Origin of the sequence: Bradyrhizobium sp. WSM1743 (genome assembly GCF_000473065.1) — a bacterium.
GTDB lineage: Bacteria > Pseudomonadota > Alphaproteobacteria > Rhizobiales > Xanthobacteraceae > Bradyrhizobium.
Map to the genome: position 1 here is coordinate 42,501 of NZ_AXAZ01000016.1, position 17,042 is coordinate 59,542.

A 17,042-nucleotide genomic window follows, 5' to 3' on the forward strand; every position below is an offset into this window, starting at 1 on the left:
CGCCATTGTAGCACGTGTGTAGCCCAGCCCGTAAGGGCCATGAGGACTTGACGTCATCCCCACCTTCCTCGCGGCTTATCACCGGCAGTCTCCTTAGAGTGCTCAACTAAATGGTAGCAACTAAGGACGGGGGTTGCGCTCGTTGCGGGACTTAACCCAACATCTCACGACACGAGCTGACGACAGCCATGCAGCACCTGTGCTCCAGGCTCCGAAGAGAAGGTCACATCTCTGCGACCGGTCCTGGACATGTCAAGGGCTGGTAAGGTTCTGCGCGTTGCGTCGAATTAAACCACATGCTCCACCGCTTGTGCGGGCCCCCGTCAATTCCTTTGAGTTTTAATCTTGCGACCGTACTCCCCAGGCGGAATGCTTAAAGCGTTAGCTGCGCCACTAGTGAGTAAACCCACTAACGGCTGGCATTCATCGTTTACGGCGTGGACTACCAGGGTATCTAATCCTGTTTGCTCCCCACGCTTTCGTGCCTCAGCGTCAGTACCGGGCCAGTGAGCCGCCTTCGCCACTGGTGTTCTTGCGAATATCTACGAATTTCACCTCTACACTCGCAGTTCCACTCACCTCTCCCGGACTCAAGATCTTCAGTATCAAAGGCAGTTCTGGAGTTGAGCTCCAGGATTTCACCCCTGACTTAAAGACCCGCCTACGCACCCTTTACGCCCAGTGATTCCGAGCAACGCTAGCCCCCTTCGTATTACCGCGGCTGCTGGCACGAAGTTAGCCGGGGCTTATTCTTGCGGTACCGTCATTATCTTCCCGCACAAAAGAGCTTTACAACCCTAGGGCCTTCATCACTCACGCGGCATGGCTGGATCAGGGTTGCCCCCATTGTCCAATATTCCCCACTGCTGCCTCCCGTAGGAGTTTGGGCCGTGTCTCAGTCCCAATGTGGCTGATCATCCTCTCAGACCAGCTACTGATCGTCGCCTTGGTGAGCCATTACCTCACCAACTAGCTAATCAGACGCGGGCCGATCTTTCGGCGATAAATCTTTCCCCGTAAGGGCTTATCCGGTATTAGCACAAGTTTCCCTGTGTTGTTCCGAACCAAAAGGTACGTTCCCACGCGTTACTCACCCGTCTGCCGCTGACGTATTGCTACGCCCGCTCGACTTGCATGTGTTAAGCCTGCCGCCAGCGTTCGCTCTGAGCCAGGATCAAACTCTCAAGTTGGACTTGAACTTTGAACCGGCTGATCACAACGTTTGACGAGGTCCCACCATTTTTCATCGACCGAAGCCGATGAGCTGCCTGCGATTCACATCGCTGGCAACGATGGTGTTTCCTTTAAAACGTGTACCGCCGAAGTCTTTCGTCCGGTCTCGATCAGAAAAGCCGAGGCTTTTCAGAAGCGAGACCCGCAAGGACTCCGCCGTCCACGTTTCTCTTTCTTCATCTTCACTTGTCAAACAGCCCGGGACCGGAGAGGCCCCAACCTTCCAAGGTGGAAGGGTTCCGACACCCTTACCGACGATGAATGACTCCAACCGACTGGCGTCGATTGTTGTGTCACTCAACAAGGTGAGGAGCATCAGTGGCGCGTTCGCTCGCCTTGGTCAGTGACCCGGCGGCGCCGCGCTCAGTGGTTGGGGTTATAGGCCCCGCCTTCCGGGCTGTCAACGCCCATCGTCAACAAATCGTCGCACAGTGGATCATCGGAAAAAATCGCACGTTTACAGGCAGTTAGAACGGCATGGAGCGCGCGAAGCGAGCTTGGTCGAAGAAAAAACTGAAAAAAAGTTTGGGGGCCCGAAGGGCTCCGGAGGGGCTCCTGAGGCGGCTTGCGGCGCCCCGCCGGGGGCGCCCCGCGCGCCGCCCCCTTGAGGAAGTTTTTTCCATATTTGGCGCCGTACTTGAGCCACAATCCCGCGGCGTTCTGATAAGAGACGAGCTTGAATCGCGGGGATGCCTGTGGGGGCTGCCGGCGATTTTCATGGGGTCAAAGGAAGGCGATCTTGCAAATGACGCGACCTTCCTTCGGCGTTCGAAAGACATCGAGAGAGCTTTACCCGTCCAGCTGTTCGTAATTTCCGCCGCCCCTGTTCCGGGGCTTTCTGAGCGCGGACGGCCGTACGGCTTGCCTTTATCCGGCGATCCCCCTTCAAGAGGGGACCAGAGACGAGGTTCGAAGCGGGCTTTCTTGGGTCGTTGAGTTGGGGGACTTGGGTTGAACCACAGGACGTCGCGCGGCACTTATGGGCGTGAGACCGGGATCATCGATCTCGGCCACGAGCCGCCGCTGTCCGTCGATGGTTCGGAAGCCGCCGTGATCGACCGCCGCCGCGTCTCGGTGCAATGGTTCAGCGGGACAATCTTGACCGGACTCTGCGGCGCGGCCCTGATCGGCGGCGCCGTTTTCGCATCGCTCGACGGCGAAATGACCTTCGCCAAGGTGCCGGAGCGGGTCGAAGGCGCGCTGCGCGGCGCATTCGGCGCCGCCGATCGCGCCGCCACGCTGCACAAGAGCGACCGCCTGCCGCCGCCGAGCGAATCCACAGCCTCGCGCAACGTCATGCGGGTTTCGACGGTCGCCCGCGTCGGCAACCGTGACGTGATGCGGGTGCGTCCGTTCGTCCGGATCGCAGGCAATTTGTCGATGACGACGAGCGATTTGTCGGCGAAGATCCCGCCGTTCAACGCCCAGCGCCTGCTCACCGATGTCGGTTCCGATCCGAAGACTGCGTCCGACGATCCCAACAATCCGGAAGCCGTCGAGCCCGACGCGGAAGTGTCCTTCGTCACCAAGGACCTGTCGCCGGTGCTGCCGAAGGCCAAGATTTCCGCGGTGGTGGCGCTCGACGACATCCTGATGCGGGTGCGCGATGCCGCCAACTGGCGCGGCAATGGCGGGGTGCGCTACGCCTCGCTCGCCAATGCCACGGCCGACGTCTCCGGCGCGACCGGCCCGTCCGACATCAAGATGGCCTATGCCACCGAAGCGTCGTCGTCCGATCCCTATGCCGGTTTCGAGACGCGCGTGGTGCCGGAAAACGTCACGCTGCTGCCCAAGACCAAAGAGCAGATCACCGGCGGCAATCCCAACGGCGAACGCGTCCACATCGTCAAGAAGGGCGACAGCGTCGCCGGCGTGCTGCGCGATCTCGGCGCCAATGCCGAGGAAATCAAGGCGATCACTGCAACGCTCGGGCCGCGCGGCCGCGACGGCGGCCTCAAGGAAGGCGAGAAGCTCCGCATCCTGATGGCGCCAGCGAGCCCCGGCGCCCGCCTGCAACCCTACCGTGTCGTCATCGCCAACGAGACCATGGTCGAGGCGATCGCGGCGCTGTCCGATCTCGGCAAATACGTCGCGGTCGACGTCTCCAGCATGAACACCGTCACTGATACCGCGGCGAGCGCCAGCAGCGACGACGACGACGATGACGACGGCTCCGGCGTGCGGCTCTACCAGAGCATCTACGAGACCGCGATGCGCAACAAGGTACCGATGCCGGTCATCGAGGACATGATCAAGATCTACTCCTACGACGTCGATTTCCAGCGCAAGGTGCAGCCTGGCGATTCCTTTGACGTGTTCTACGCCGGCGAGGACGAGGGCGTGACGTCGAGCGAGAAGAACGAGGTGCTGTTCGCCTCCCTCACCGTCGGCGGCGAGACCAAGAAATACTATCGCTACCAGAGCCCCGACGACGGCCTCGTCGACTACTACGACGAGACCGGCAAGAGCGCGAAGAAGTTCCTGGTCAGAAAGCCCGTCAACAACGCCATCATGCGCTCCGGCTTCGGCGGCCGCCGCCACCCGATCCTGGGCTACGTGAAGATGCATACCGGCGTTGACTGGTCCACCGCCTACGGCACGCCGATCTTCGCCTCCGGTAACGGCGTGATCGAGAAGGCCGGCCCCGAGGGCGGCTACGGCAAGTACATCCGCATCAAGCACGCCAACGGCTACGAGACCGCCTACGGCCACATGTCGGCTTTCGCCAAGGGCATGGAGGTCGGCAAGAAGGTGCGGCAGGGCCAGGTGATCGGCTTCGTCGGCTCTTCCGGCCTGTCGACCGGCCCGCACGTCCACTACGAGATCCTGGTCAACGGCCGCTTCGTCGACCCGATGCGCGTGAAGCTGCCGCGCGGCCGTTCGCTGGAAGGCCCGATGCTGGCAAGCTTCGAGAAGGAGCGCGACCGGCTCGACGGCATGATGAGCGGCCGTGGCGGCGCCATCGCCCGCATGTCGGACGCCACCGGCGGCCCGCTGCAGGTCACCAACCGGTAAATCGGTCGGGCCGACCTCGTGGCGCGGCTGGGCGCGCCTCCTCCCTTTCATTCAATTTCGGTGGAACCGCAGGGAACACGCTGGGGAATGGCCCAGTTGTTCTAGCATGAGGGGGCGGAGTTCACGGAGGAGTGTCATGGACAACTGGACGAACGCAAAATGGTGCGACGTCGCGAACCTGATCCTCGGCGCATTCCTGTTCTTCTCGCCCTGGATTTTCGGTTTCGATGCCGGACCGGCCTCTCAGAACGCGTATGTCGCGGGCATCGTGATTGCGATCCTGGCCATCGCAGCCCTCGCAGCCTTCGCGGTGTGGGAAGAGTGGCTCAACCTGATCGTCGGCCTGTGGACGCTCATTGCACCCTGGGTGCTCGGGTTCCAGGGCGCCAAGACGGCAATGACCGTTCACGTCGCGGTCGGCATTCTGGTCGCCGTGCTTGCTGCGATCGAAATCTGGATGATGTCCCAGAACCCGCCGCGGCTGACGACAAGCCGGTAGCATGCAAAGCCCCGCCCGGACCATCGGGCGGGGCCATCATAGTGACGAGGTGCCGTAAGGCACGCCGCCTTGCCGGCACAACGCCAAGTTTCGTTTGCCAAAGCCGCATGACGGGCAAATACTTTCCAAAAAATCGGGAGGTCAAGTCGTGGGCAACAGGCTCGCCTGCGCAGCCATCATCGCTGCGATTTTCGCTGTCACGAGCGCATCGGCAGAAACCTGGGAGGTGACGCGACTGGTCCCCGGCTCGGCATTTCATGGCGTGCACGGGCTTGGTATCGACAAGGCCGGCCATCTGTTTGCCGGCAGCGTGGCGGGCGCGGCGCTCTATGAGGTCGACATTGCGGGCGGTAGCGCCAAGGTTGCAACTCCCGCGCCGGTCGGAATGGCCGACGACATCGCGTTTGCGCCCGACGGCACCATGGCCTGGACCGGATTCCTCGCTGGCGACCTCTATGCGCGCAAGGGCGACGGCCCGATCAAGAAGCTTGCTTCCGGCCTTCCCGGCATCAACTCGCTCGCCTTCCGCAAGGACGGCAGGCTCTACGCCACCACCGTCTTCCTCGGCGATGCGCTCTACGAGATCGACGTCGAGGGCGTCAAACCGCCCCACCAGATCATGGAGAAGATGGGCGGCCTCAACGGCCTCGAGTTCGGTCCCGACGACAAGCTCTACGGTCCGCTCTGGTTCAAGGGCCAGATCGCAAAGGTCGACGTCGACAAGGCCGAGCTCACCGTCGTCGCCGACGGCTTCAAGGTCCCGGCCGCCGTGAACTTCGATTCCAAGGGCAATCTCTTTGTGGTCGACACCGCGCTCGGCCAGCTCGTCCGGGTCGATCCCAAGTCGGGCGCCAAGACCATGGTCGCGCAACTGAAGCCCTCGCTGGACAATCTCGCCATCGACGACAAAGACCGCATCTACATCTCCAACATGGCCGACAACGGCATCCAGGAGGTCGATCCCGCGACCGGCCAGGCCAAGCAGATCATCATCGGCAAGCTCGCCCTGCCCGGCGGCATCGGCGTCACCTCGGAGAACGGTAAGGATACGATCCACGTCGCCGACGTGTTTGCCTATCGCACCGTGGACGGGGCGACCGGCGAGGTCACCGAGAAGGCGCGCATGCATGCCGCCGGCGTCACGCTCGAATATCCGATGAGCGCGACGGCGAAGGGCAACGACGTGGTGCTGTCGAGCTGGTTCACCGGCACAGTGCAGGTGATCGACGGCAAGACCGGCGCGACGCGCGACATGTTGCACGACTTCAAGGCGCCGCATGACGCGGTCGTGCTCGCCGACGGCAGCATTTTGGTGGCCGAGCTCGGCACCAAGTCACTGGTCAAGGTGAGCGGTGAGCATGGCAAGGATCGCACCACGCTGATCGGCGCGCTCGAGGGTCCGGTCGGCCTCGTTCGCGGGGCAACCGACGAGGTCTACGTCACCGAAGCCTTTGCCGGCATCGTCTCCAGGATCGACAGCAATGGCGAAAAGACCGTGGTCGCCAAGGAGCTGAAAATGCCCGAAGGCATCGCACGAGGTCGCGACGGCCAGCTGATCGTGGCGGAAGTCGGCGCCAAGCGGCTGATCGAGATCGCACCGGAGAGCGGCAAGATCACCGAGATCGCCGCCAATCTCCCGATCGGCCTGACCGCCGCCCCCGGCGGCTTGCCGACGCATATTCCGACGGGCGTCGCTGTCGGCGCGACGGGCGTGATCTACTTCAGCTCGGACGTCGAGAATGCGATCTACAAGGTGGTGAAGAAATAACGTCTGGCAGCGGAATCCGGCTGCGAGGGAACCGGTCCCCCGGTTCCCGGTTAGAGGCTAACGGGATCGACCAGCAGGAGGATCGCCCCATGACGCGCCTCTCACGCGACGATGTCATCAAGGCCGTGGACCGGGCCGACGACGTCACCATTGCCCAGATCATCGGGACCGGCGCGACCGTCGAGGAACTCGCTGAAGCCCAGGCCTGGCTCGCCAATGACGAGCCAATGATCAACGATCTGCGGCCGCTGGCGCAGGGACGGGTACGCGAGCTGGTGGATATTCTTTCGGAGCTGGAAGAGGACGAGGAGGACGGTATTGAGCCAGGGCCGGCGGCGACAGGCGGATGACCGTGGGGCAGGCCGGAGAAGCGAAGTCTCTTCGACCGCAGAAGTCAGAGGACTGAAGGTCGAATTCTCTCTCAGCGAACCCTTTTACGAAAGCGTGTCCCAGATCGGTAGCAACACGAGCAGACGCACCTCCCAAGAAACTGAAAATGCCTGAAGACGTCCCGCGCCAGCCACGGCAAGCTTAATCGTCGCAGAGGGGGCGGGACCAAGCGGCTGGTCGAGAGCGCACCGAAAAACAGCAACGTCACCGAGAGCTCAGTCTATCTCTCGGCCCCATGGTGCGCCCGCCAGCCGGCCGATGCACATCCCGACTGGCATTGACAGCAGAAGCTGAAAGTTCTGGCCTCGCGAGGCTTTCCTAGAAAAGGATGAACAAGCATCGCCCAATGTTGCGCAACGTTGGACCAAACAATCAATCGGTCCAACTTAAGAGCAATTTTCTGCAACCAGCTATATCGGCTTCTGTAGCTTCTCAGCTATGGCCATGCGCTTGATAATGTCAGCCTCTGGATGCTTCGGTCTTTCTATGAACTTTACGAATGCACGAATGGCATCCGCAACAGTATGCGCGGACGTAAACTCCGTGAACTTCTTTGATTCTTTGATGATGATGCCAATGTTGATCTCGGGATTCGTTAGCTGCTCAACGGTAAATCCAATTCCGAGGCCAGCCTTCTGATTACATTGAAATAGACCGAAGCTTTTCTCCGGAGCCGGTGAGACACAATTTGGATCCAGTCCTGATTCACCAATTGCATTCGCCAAGGCTGCCAGTTGCTGCTCTTTCGAAAAACCAGAGCGACTAAATCGATCGACGATCATGTCGCCAAACTGTCGAAACTCTTGAGGAATGCCTGCCGCTTCTAGGTTGAATGAAGCCTGTCCAGCAGCGCCGGCGCTGGAAGACTCAGTCTCAAACCATCTAATCGCGGATATTCGTGAGCTCGAAAACGGCGTCTTGTTGACCTCGTTGTGCTGATTGCCGCCCAAGAGCTTGACCTGCTTGGTCGCCGGCATGGCCTCAGAAAAAAACGCGACGTGCCCGCTGGTATTCGTATTCTCGCCCGGTGTTAAAACGATGACCGCTCCTACGGGAATCTCTGAGGATCCAAGTGGAACACTCTGACCCCATTGTTTCCAATGTGCGGCGAGCGCCGCTCCTTTGGGGATTGAATTTTCGTGGCCGCTCTGCTTGATGCAGAAAGCCACAAACGCCCCACACCAATGGGGTATGCTTCCGTGGACTGGACCGAAGTCCGTAGCCGCAAAGTAACTCTTGATCCGCTCCACCGAGGTTGCCTCAGAGACTCCAGCCTGCATCTCTTGTTCTGCAAAGTGCAACCAAGGGGCTTCACCCGGGCTTGCCTGGGGCAACTCGTCAGGAGCGGCCTCTTTGATCAAATCAAACGCGCTCTTCAACTCGGAATTTAGCAGCGCTTCTGTCACCGATACAAAATGCGGAATCGTATCGCTTTCGTCCAAGGCACTGAACTGTTCTCGTGCCTTGAGACTTGCAAACTGATTGTGGGTAACGGCGTCGCTGATCTTCTTCGTCGAGTCTTTTTCGCTTTCGCGTATTGCCAGTGCAGCGTTGACGTCTGTCAGATAGGCGTGGAACAGGTCTAAATAGCTGGGAATGAATGGATCATTGGCATCGGCAAGGCTTTGCTCGCTCATCGCTTTCGCATCTGCCCGCATGCGATGCCCGGCAGCATAGACTTGAAGCATTGGATAATCAAAGTCCTTTGGACCGTAACCATCCGATAGCGGCTTGCCGTTAGTCAGAAAATCGCTCCATTCAGCAGATGAAACCCGCAAAGGCCCAACGGCATCGGAGCCCGGTACCGGTCCGAGATTCTTGATCTTGGTTTCGATCTGCGCGCGAGCTAACAAGAAATCTGCTGACACCAACCATGGCGCATTTTCTGGAACGACATTGAAGCTTCGTTCTACTAGAATACACTGCCTCACGAAGTCTTCGGGTTCTATCTCTTGCCGTTCTGGATCGGCCACTTCGTCGACGTTCGATCGCTGCAACCACCCGTCACCCTGACCGGGTGGCACAATAACGTTGAGCCAAACGTTTGCTGGATCGCTGTCGAATTTCTTGCCCGTTGCCAGCAAGACCTTCCCCGGTCCGAAAACTGAAAATACTTGGGCGTCGACTGCCGGATTGGCACGGACAATGGTCAACGCCTTAGTCTGATAAGCCATATCGTGCTCCTTCAATCCGACGTCGCTAGCGCATTCACCAAATCGGAAGTCAGCTGATCGGATAGATCTGCTGTCAATGGATCTGACGCGTTCCTGCTTTTAAGAACTAGCTTTGAATCCAGAATTTTTCTCACATCGGCGATCCGAGCCCTTACGTCTTTTACGTTAGGATTCGTCGCGAGCTGCTTGTTCTTCGGCAGCTTACTATTCATCAACTCCGAAGCGCTGCTGATACCTTGGGGGAAATTTTCAACTTCATATAGGTTTTCGAATTGCTGGGTCGCACATTCCTTCTTTGGCTGGATTAGCCCTAACTGTCTTGCATTCAGTTTTCCGGTGACGAGTGTCGTGGTATCTCCGGAATCGCGAAGGCTCTGCTGATAGGCCGCGATGCGCGCGTTCGTCTTTGTCGTCACATGAAGAACCTCGGATTTGGGAGCGCAAAGTTTCTTCAAGATCCCTTGAACGAAGCCGATACTGTGTACTTTGGGGTTGTAATTCGCGATGATAGCTTCGTGCGCTGGGTCAGAATTCGGATTTGAAGTCCCACTTGGCGTCACTCGATCTCGCGCGGAATGCGCCTCTGCTATCGTACTTGTCGACACCAATGGCTGACGTCTGACAGCCGCGGCGCCGGCCTGCTCGAATACCGTGACGGTGGAATTGATGTTCGCCGAGATGGTCATCGGCATGCAGATCGTCAGATATGACCTTAACGCGTGGACCGCGATAGGCTTGTTGCTAATGGGCAGTCCAAGGACGTCCTCTCGGAACTTGCGACGGTTGACGAAGACGACGGACTGCACCGTCGTGTGGTCGACCTGAAGCAGCAATGCATTGACGTTTCCAAGCGTGCTTGTCGCGAGACCGAACGCGGCGGCGACCGAGGCGAGCGCGATCGGCGTGATACCCGGCGAGATGGCGGGATTGGTCAACGCGTCAACAGCAACGCGAATGGCACCGATCTCTGCGAGGATCGCGGAATTGTCACGCTTCTTTTGGTCCAGCCAAGCGAGATACGCGTCGCATCGCCGGTCGATGTCGTTCATCCCTGCCTGAACGATCAACGGCCAAGAAGCGTTCGGTAATTGGCCTAAACCGCTGCAACTGGGCACATCTGGCCCGACATAGGGCGTCGCCTGGCGGCACAGTGTGTCGAGATAGATATTTTGCAACTCAGCGGCTGCAGTCATGTCGGCAGTGTAAAGATCACTACCTATACCTTCGCGGAAATAGTCCCTCTCCTTGGGGTCGCAGCCACCAACGAGCAGCCCAAGACACACGAACGCAACGATTCCCCAAACGCTACGCATCGACGCAATCCCATTAAGTAATTATGAGGGATTGTGCCGAGCCTCGTCCGAATTGTTCAAGCAGATTCATGCACGCTCACAGCGAAAGCGCGAGGCGTGTTCTATTTATAACACACTGCTCTTGCGTGCGTTGCGGCGACACACCTGATGGTTGTGTGATGTCGATCGTGCATAGAGTACAACACCGGACCGCCTCGTGGGCTGAAGCCCTTGGCTCGCGTCACGGTACAAAGAAACCTCCCCGCATGGCGGGGAGGTTTGGACGGGGTCGCTGCCGCGTTAGGTGTGCTCAGTTCAGCTTCCGCTTCGGCACCGGTGCCTCGAACTGGGTGATCTCCGCGGTTTGCGGCGCCTTGCCGTTGAAGGTCAGCACGTTTCCTTCGGACGAGATCGCAACGGTATCCCCGTCCCTGACGTCGCCGGAGAGGATCATCTCGGCGAGCGGGTCCTGGAGGTAGCGCTGGATCACCCGCTTCAGCGGCCTTGCGCCATAGGCGGGATCCCAGCCCTTGGCGGCGAGCCAGTCGCGGCCGGCGGCATCGAGCGTCAGCACGATCTTGCGATCGGTCAGCAGCTTCTGCAGCCGGGCGAACTGGATCTCGACGATCCGGCCCATCTCGCTCTTCTGGAGGCGGTGGAACAGGATGATCTCGTCGACGCGGTTGAGGAATTCGGGGCGGAAATGCGCCCGCACCATGCCCATCACCTGCTCGCGTACGGCCGAAGTGTCCTCGCCCTCCGGCTGGCTCACCAGAAATTCCGAACCGAGGTTCGAGGTCATGATGATCAGCGTATTGCGGAAGTCGACGGTGCGGCCCTGGCCATCGGTCAGGCGGCCATCGTCGAGCACCTGCAAGAGGACGTTGAACACGTCAGGATGCGCCTTCTCGATCTCGTCGAACAGCACGACCTGGTAGGGCCGGCGCCGCACCGCCTCGGTGAGCGCGCCGCCCTCGTCATAGCCGACATAGCCGGGAGGAGCGCCGATCAGCCGCGAGACCGAGTGCTTCTCCATGTATTCGGACATGTCGAGGCGGACCATCGCGGTCTCGTCGTTGAACAGGTACTCCGCGAGCGCCTTGGTCAGCTCGGTCTTGCCGACGCCGGTGGGGCCCAAGAACATGAACGAGCCCGTGGGTCGGTTCGGGTCCTGCAGGCCTGCGCGCGAGCGGCGCACGGCGGTTGCGACCGCACGCACGGCCTCGGCCTGGCCGACGACGCGCTTGCCGAGCTGCTCCTCCATCTTCAGGAGCTTCTCCTTCTCGCCCTCCAGCATCTTGTCGACGGGCACGCCGGTCCAGCGCGAGACCACCTGCGCGATGTGGTTGGCGGTGACCGCCTCCTCCATCATCTCGCCGGAGTTCTCCTTGGCCTCGATATCCGACAGCTTCTTCTCGAGCTCCGGGATCCGGCCATAGGCCAGCTCGCCGGCCTTCTGGAATTCGCCGCGCCGCTGCGCGTTGGCGAGCTCGACACGCAGGCCGTCGAGCTCGGCCTTCAGCTTCTGGGCATCGGAGAGCTTGCTCTTCTCCGCGCTCCAGCGCGCCGTCAGCGCCGCAGACTTCTCCTCGAGCCCGGCAAGGTCCTTCTCCAGGGTCTGGAGCCGGGTCTTGGAGCCGGGATCGCTTTCCTTCTTCAGCGCCTCCTGCTCGATCTTGAGCCGGATGATCTCACGATCCAGCGAATCCAGCTCTTCCGGCTTGGAATCGACCTGCATCTTCAGCCGCGCCGCAGCCTCGTCCATCAGGTCGATCGCCTTGTCGGGCAGGAAGCGGTCGGTGATGTAGCGGTTGGACAGGGTCGCGGACGCCACCAGCGCGGAATCAGCGATCCTTACGCCGTGGTGCTGCTCATACTTGTCCTTCAAGCCGCGCAGGATCGAGATGGTGTCCTCGACCGAGGGCTCGCTGACGAAGATCGGCTGGAAGCGCCGCGCCAGCGCGGCGTCCTTCTCGACGTGCTTCTGGTACTCATCGAGCGTGGTCGCGCCGATGCAGTGCAGCTCGCCGCGCGCGAGCGCCGGCTTGAGCAGGTTGGAAGCGTCCATCGCGCCGTCGCCCTTGCCGGCGCCGATCAGCGTGTGCATCTCGTCGATGAACAGGATGAAGGTGCCCTCGCTCCCGGTCACCTCCTGGAGCACGGCCTTCAGCCGCTCCTCGAACTCGCCGCGGTATTTTGCGCCCGCGATCAGCGCGCCCAGGTCGAGCGCGAGCAGCTTCTTGTCCTTCAGGCTCTCCGGCACGTCGCCATTGACGATGCGCAGCGCGAGCCCTTCCGCGATGGCGGTCTTGCCGACGCCGGGCTCGCCGATCAGGACGGGGTTGTTCTTGGTCCGGCGCGACAGCACCTGGATGGTGCGGCGGATCTCCTCGTCGCGGCCGATGACCGGGTCGAGCTTGCCGTCGCGCGCGGCCTGGGTCAGGTCGCGGGCATATTTCTTCAGGGCATCATAGGCGTTCTCGGCGGTCGCGGAATCCGCGGTCCGGCCCTTGCGCAGCGCCTCGATCGCCGCATTGAGATTTTGTGGCGTGACGCCGCCCTTGGCGAGGATGGCGCCGGCCTCGCTGGTCTTCTCCAGCGTGAGCCCGAGCAGCAGCCGCTCGACGGTGACGAAGCTGTCGCCGGCCTTCTCGCCGGCCTTTTCGGCGGCATCGAAAGTGCGGGCCAGCTCGGGCGCGAGATAGATCTGGCCGGCGCCGCCGCCGGAAACCTTCGGCACCTTGTTAAGGGCGTCCTCGGTCGCCTTCAGGATTGCACGGGAATTACCGCCGGCGCGGTCGATCAGACCGGCAGCGAGCCCCTCATTGTCGTCCAAGAGGACTTTCAGGACGTGCAGGGTGGAAAACTGCTGGTGCCCCTCGCGCATCGCGAGCGATTGCGCAGACTGAATGAAGCCCCTGGAGCGTTCGGTATACTTCTCGATATTCATGTGTCTTTTCTATCCCTCGGCCTGCCCTCGGAGCCCTCAAAGGCACTCCAGACGGCATCTTCATTGGGTTTCCCATTACCGCATTGACGTTTCTCAACCGGTAACGGACGTGTTTGGCCGGCGTTGCACCGGCCTGAGGCAGATGTGGGAAGCGGGTTGCGGATGCGAAAGAGGCGGCTTCACAATTTCGTGCGCTCGTGGGCGGGCTTGGCGGTGACGGGCCGAATCCCTTAAGTTGCGGCATGACAGCCAGCTATACCGCCGAGATCACCGGCCTCTACCGCTACCCGATCAAGGGCCTGACGCCGGAACGCCTGTCGCGCGCCGCCTTGCGGGTCGGCCAGACCCTGCCGGCCGACCGCCGCTACGCCATCGAGAACGGCCCGAGCGGATTCGACCCTGAGGCGCCCCAGTGGAAGCCGAAAATCCAGTTCCTGATGCTGGCGCGCAATGAGCGGCTGGCTGAGCTCGACAGCCGGTTCGACGACGCAACCAATGTGTTGACCATCCGCAAGGACGGCCAGATCGTCGCCAGCGGCGATCTCGAGACCGCCGCCGGGCGCGCCGCCATCGAGGCCTATTTCAGCGAGAACTTTCAGCCCGAGCTGAAGGGCCCGCCCAAGGTTCTGTCCGGCCGGGACCACAGCTTCTCCGATGTCGCCCGCAAGGTCGTCTCCATCATCAACATCAACAGCGTCCGCGCCATCGAGACCATGCTCGGCGGCGTCGCCGTGCATCCCCTGCGCTTTCGCGCCAATCTCTATGTCAAGGGTTGGCCGGCCTGGTCGGAGCTCGATCTCGTCGGCCAGACGCTCGCGATCGGGCAGGCCCGGCTCAAGGTGGTCAAGCGCATCGTCCGCTGCCCGGCCACCAACGTCGATCCTGAAACCGCCAAGCGCGATCTCGAAATCCCACCCACGCTCTCACGCCATCTCGGCCACATGGATTGCGGCATCTACGCCGAGGTGATCGAAGGTGGCGAGATCGGCATCGGCGATGCGGTTGCGGTGGAAGAGCCGAGATTGGTGTGAGCCGCCGCGCCTTCCCTACGTCGTCCCGGACAAGCGCGCCTCAGCGCGCGCCGATCCGGGACGACAGTCTCGTATGATGCGACGGTTCAGCCATCCTACGGTTTCGTCGTCACCTCAATTCGGCATCACATAGGCATAGATCCGGCCACGCGAAACCGGCGCCTCACGGACGCGGTTGCCGTTGTTGCCGGAGATCATGATCGGATTGCCCTGTGCATCGATGCCGGTGATGATGCCGACATGACCGCCGCGGCGGCCGCGCGACATCACCGCGATGGCGCCGACCTGCGGACCGGAGACGCGTGTGCCGTAACGTGCGAACGAGCTCGCCATGTCCGAGCCGGTGCCACGATGGCCGGTGTGCTCGAGCACCATGTTCATGAAGCGCGCGCACCACAGGCTGCCGCGCCCGGTCGGATTGCCGCCGAGATAACGGCGGGCCTCGGACACGAGGCCCGATCCGCCAGCGAAGCCGCCGCTCGCAGCCGTGCTGTCATTGCCCATGCCGACACCGTTGGCGTTCGGATTGTAGCTGGCCTGGGTGTCGGCGAAGCCGCCCGCCTGCAACTGCGCGGCGCTGCGCTCGAAGCGCGAGCTGCGTCCATGATGGCGGTGGTGATGATGCCTGGCGTGGTGCACGTATGCGTGCCGCTCTGCGCTATGACGATGATGAGGCCGAGCCGAGGCCGGAGAAACGAACGCGGCGACCGCCGCGAAGAAGAGCGCCAGCGCGACAACACAACGCGACTGGCGGAACGCAAACAACTCAACCATACTTCATCCTTCGTTACACCCCACTTCCCATCGGCCCGATGCGCTGGCCGACATCCGCCGGGGCGTAAAGCTTCCGGATGTGGCGAGAAAAAGACGCCACGCCGGCGAATGGCTGCGATGATTTTGTATCGGGACTGGCCTGATGCTGCCGCATTGCGGACAACTGCGTTAACTGCAATCCTGCAAACGCGGCTTGAAGAGAGGGAAACAGTTAATGCCCCACGCCACGACCAGGGACGACGTCCGCATCTATTTCGAGGAGGCGGGCCAGGGAACGCCGATACTTTTTCTGCACGAGTTCGCGGCCGACTACACCAATTGGGAGCCGCAGATGCGCTACTTCTCGCGTGGCCATCGCTGCATCACCTATTCGGCGCGCGGCTACACGCCGTCGGACGTGCCTGACGGCGAGGTCTACACCTACACGCATTTCTACACCGATGCGCTGGCGGTGCTGGATCATCTCGGCATCGATCGCGCGCATCTCGTCGGGCTGTCGATGGGCGCCTACTCATCGCTTCAGATCGGGCTCAACGCGCCGCAGCGCGCGTTGTCGATGACGCTCGCCGGCGTCGGCTCCGGCTCGGAGATCGAAAATCTCGAGAATTGGCGCAAGCAGTGCCGCGCCAATGCCGAGCAGTTCGAGACGCTCGGCTCCGTCGAAGTCGCGAAGGTCACGCGCGAGGCACCGAGCCGGATTCCGTTCCTGGTGAAAGACCCGCGCGGCCACGCCGATTTCTACGCCGCGTTGGCGCGGCACGATGCCAAGGGGTCGGCGCGCACCATGCGCGGCTTCCAGGGCGGCCGCCCTTCGATTTATACGATGACGGACGCGATCGCGAAGGTGACGACACCGGCGCTGATCATCTGCGGCGACGAGGACGATCCGTGCATCGGGCCGAGCCTGTTCCTGAAGAAGCACCTACCCGCGGCGGGCCTCGCGATGTTTCCGAAGTCGGGCCACGTGCTCAATCTTGAGGAGCCGGCGCTGTTCAACGCGAGCGTGGAGCGGTTCGTGACGCTGGTGGAAGCGGGACGCTGGCCGGTGCGCGATCCGCGATCGCTGGCGGTGAGTTAGGCTGAGCTCTCGCACCAAACTCCGCTGTCATTCCCCGCAAAAGCGGGGAATCCAGTATGCCGCGGCCTATCGTTTGATTACTCCCGTCTCGGCGTACTGGATCGCCCGGTCAAGCCGGGCGATGACAGTTGAGCGTGTCGATGGCGCTCGCTCAAATCTCGAATGACGCAGAGACTACTTCCCCCCGCCCCTGCTCAGCAAGAACACCGCCTGCTCGCCGAACATGTTCCACACCCACCAGGGCAGGTTCAGCGGCACGGGGCGGCCGTAGAGATCGAGCGCGACCGAGCGCTCCATCTTGACGTTGATCTCGTCGCAGAGCTGCACGAAGTCCTTGATGGTGCAGAAATGGATGTTGGCGGTGTCGTACCAGGTCGCCGGCAGATTCTCCGTGCGCGGCATGTGGCCGCCGATCAGGAGCTGCAGCCGCATCCTCCAGAACCCGAAATTCGGGAACGACACGATGGCCCGGCGGCCGATGCGCAGCAAGTTCTCCAGCACGACCTTCGGCTGCCGCGTCGCCTGCAGCGTCTGCGACAGGATCACGTAGTCGAAGGCATCGTCGGGATAATTGACGAGATCGGTATCGGCATCGCCCTGCACCACCGCGAGGCCCTTGGCGACGCAGCGGTTGACGCCCTCGCGCGACAGCTCGATGCCGCGGCCGTCGATGCCGCGGGTCTCCAACAGCTGAAGCAGATCACCCTCGCCGCAGCCGACGTCGAGCACTTTCGAGCCCGGCTTGACCATCTCGGCGACCAGCAGATGATCGGCGCGAAACTGGCCGGACGGTCCGGTCGCAACGCCGTTCAAGGGCAGCACTTCCTGCACGGACATC

The 17,042-nt window shown here is 61.5% G+C and carries 12 protein-coding genes and 1 rRNA gene (1 of these 13 only partly in view); 6 read left to right on the plus strand and 7 right to left on the minus strand.

All coding sequences use genetic code 11. The annotated features are described in order from the left end of the window. Together YU9_RS0113125 and YU9_RS47625 are read right to left on the minus strand one after the other, a co-directional pair. Positions 1 to 1,190, minus strand: a 16S ribosomal RNA gene (locus YU9_RS0113125) (it extends 299 nt beyond the left edge of the window). 53 nt (positions 1,191 to 1,243) lie between these two features. Next, the gene (locus YU9_RS47625) at positions 1,244 to 1,549 is read right to left on the minus strand and encodes a hypothetical protein (protein WP_156951852.1); all 306 of its coding nucleotides are present in this window, start codon (positions 1,547 to 1,549) and stop codon (positions 1,244 to 1,246) included. A 635-nt stretch (positions 1,550 to 2,184) separates the two neighbouring features. Here YU9_RS47625 and YU9_RS0113130 point away from each other — a divergent pair. From YU9_RS0113130 to YU9_RS0113145, 4 genes are all read left to right on the plus strand, one after another. After that, on the plus strand, positions 2,185 to 4,248 hold the full coding sequence (locus tag YU9_RS0113130) for a M23 family metallopeptidase (RefSeq protein ID WP_027573250.1): 2,064 nt from the start codon (positions 2,185 to 2,187) through the stop codon (positions 4,246 to 4,248). Between the two features lie 136 nt (positions 4,249 to 4,384). Further along, on the plus strand, positions 4,385 to 4,747 hold the full coding sequence (locus YU9_RS0113135) for an SPW repeat protein (RefSeq protein ID WP_027573251.1): 363 nt from the start codon (positions 4,385 to 4,387) through the stop codon (positions 4,745 to 4,747). A gap of 148 nt (positions 4,748 to 4,895) precedes the next feature. Continuing rightward, positions 4,896 to 6,515: an SMP-30/gluconolactonase/LRE family protein gene (locus YU9_RS0113140; protein WP_027573252.1), complete on the plus strand. Its 1,620-nt coding sequence runs from the start codon at positions 4,896 to 4,898 to the stop codon at positions 6,513 to 6,515. A gap of 89 nt (positions 6,516 to 6,604) precedes the next feature. Next, complete coding sequence (locus YU9_RS0113145; RefSeq protein WP_027573253.1) at positions 6,605 to 6,865, plus strand: hypothetical protein; 261 nt, start codon at positions 6,605 to 6,607, stop codon at positions 6,863 to 6,865. A 450-nt stretch (positions 6,866 to 7,315) separates the two neighbouring features. On the opposite strand, the gene YU9_RS0113150 is transcribed toward YU9_RS0113145, so the two are convergent. From YU9_RS0113150 to clpB, 3 genes are all read right to left on the minus strand, one after another. Further along, complete coding sequence (locus YU9_RS0113150) at positions 7,316 to 9,079, minus strand: hypothetical protein (RefSeq protein ID WP_156951853.1); 1,764 nt, start codon at positions 9,077 to 9,079, stop codon at positions 7,316 to 7,318. Positions 9,080 to 9,090: 11 nt separating this feature from the next. Next, the gene (locus YU9_RS0113155) at positions 9,091 to 10,392 is read right to left on the minus strand and encodes a hypothetical protein (protein WP_027573255.1); all 1,302 of its coding nucleotides are present in this window, start codon (positions 10,390 to 10,392) and stop codon (positions 9,091 to 9,093) included. 289 nt (positions 10,393 to 10,681) lie between these two features. Beyond that, a complete protein-coding gene (gene clpB / locus YU9_RS0113160) occupies positions 10,682 to 13,321 on the minus strand; it encodes an ATP-dependent chaperone ClpB (protein ID WP_027573256.1) in 2,640 nt (879 codons plus the stop codon). Between the two features lie 242 nt (positions 13,322 to 13,563). Here clpB and YU9_RS0113165 point away from each other — a divergent pair, with 242 nt between their 5' ends. Continuing rightward, on the plus strand, positions 13,564 to 14,352 hold the full coding sequence (locus tag YU9_RS0113165) for an MOSC domain-containing protein (RefSeq protein WP_027573257.1): 789 nt from the start codon (positions 13,564 to 13,566) through the stop codon (positions 14,350 to 14,352). Positions 14,353 to 14,466: 114 nt separating this feature from the next. On the opposite strand, the gene YU9_RS0113170 is transcribed toward YU9_RS0113165, so the two are convergent. Then, on the minus strand, positions 14,467 to 15,126 hold the full coding sequence (locus YU9_RS0113170; RefSeq protein WP_027573258.1) for a TIGR02594 family protein: 660 nt from the start codon (positions 15,124 to 15,126) through the stop codon (positions 14,467 to 14,469). A 214-nt stretch (positions 15,127 to 15,340) separates the two neighbouring features. On the opposite strand from YU9_RS0113170, the gene YU9_RS0113175 reads away from it, so the two are divergent. Then, positions 15,341 to 16,204 carry an alpha/beta fold hydrolase gene (locus YU9_RS0113175; RefSeq protein WP_027573259.1) on the plus strand — a complete coding sequence of 288 codons (864 nt, stop codon included), beginning with the start codon at positions 15,341 to 15,343 and terminating at the stop codon, positions 16,202 to 16,204. A 174-nt stretch (positions 16,205 to 16,378) separates the two neighbouring features. On the opposite strand, the gene metW is transcribed toward YU9_RS0113175, so the two are convergent. Continuing rightward, a complete protein-coding gene (gene metW / locus YU9_RS0113180; protein ID WP_027573260.1) occupies positions 16,379 to 17,041 on the minus strand; it encodes a methionine biosynthesis protein MetW in 663 nt (220 codons plus the stop codon). Position 17,042: the final 1 nt, after the last annotated feature.

Excerpts from the sequence above, each read along its gene's own strand:
- YU9_RS0113175 (WP_027573259.1), top strand. The coding sequence starts at position 15,341 with ATGCCCCACGCCACGACCAGGGACGACGTCCGCATCTATTTCGAGGAG.
- YU9_RS0113155 (WP_027573255.1), bottom strand. The coding sequence starts at position 10,392 with ATGCGTAGCGTTTGGGGAATCGTTGCGTTCGTGTGTCTTGGGCTGCTC.
- YU9_RS0113150 (WP_156951853.1), bottom strand. The coding sequence starts at position 9,079 with ATGGCTTATCAGACTAAGGCGTTGACCATTGTCCGTGCCAATCCGGCA.
- YU9_RS0113170 (WP_027573258.1), bottom strand. The coding sequence starts at position 15,126 with ATGGTTGAGTTGTTTGCGTTCCGCCAGTCGCGTTGTGTTGTCGCGCTG.
- YU9_RS0113135 (WP_027573251.1), top strand. The coding sequence starts at position 4,385 with ATGGACAACTGGACGAACGCAAAATGGTGCGACGTCGCGAACCTGATC.
- YU9_RS0113145 (WP_027573253.1), top strand. The coding sequence starts at position 6,605 with ATGACGCGCCTCTCACGCGACGATGTCATCAAGGCCGTGGACCGGGCC.
- YU9_RS47625 (WP_156951852.1), bottom strand. The coding sequence starts at position 1,549 with ATGCTCCTCACCTTGTTGAGTGACACAACAATCGACGCCAGTCGGTTG.
- metW (WP_027573260.1), bottom strand. The coding sequence starts at position 17,041 with ATGTCCGTGCAGGAAGTGCTGCCCTTGAACGGCGTTGCGACCGGACCG.
- YU9_RS0113165 (WP_027573257.1), top strand. The coding sequence starts at position 13,564 with ATGACAGCCAGCTATACCGCCGAGATCACCGGCCTCTACCGCTACCCG.
- clpB (WP_027573256.1), bottom strand. The coding sequence starts at position 13,321 with ATGAATATCGAGAAGTATACCGAACGCTCCAGGGGCTTCATTCAGTCT.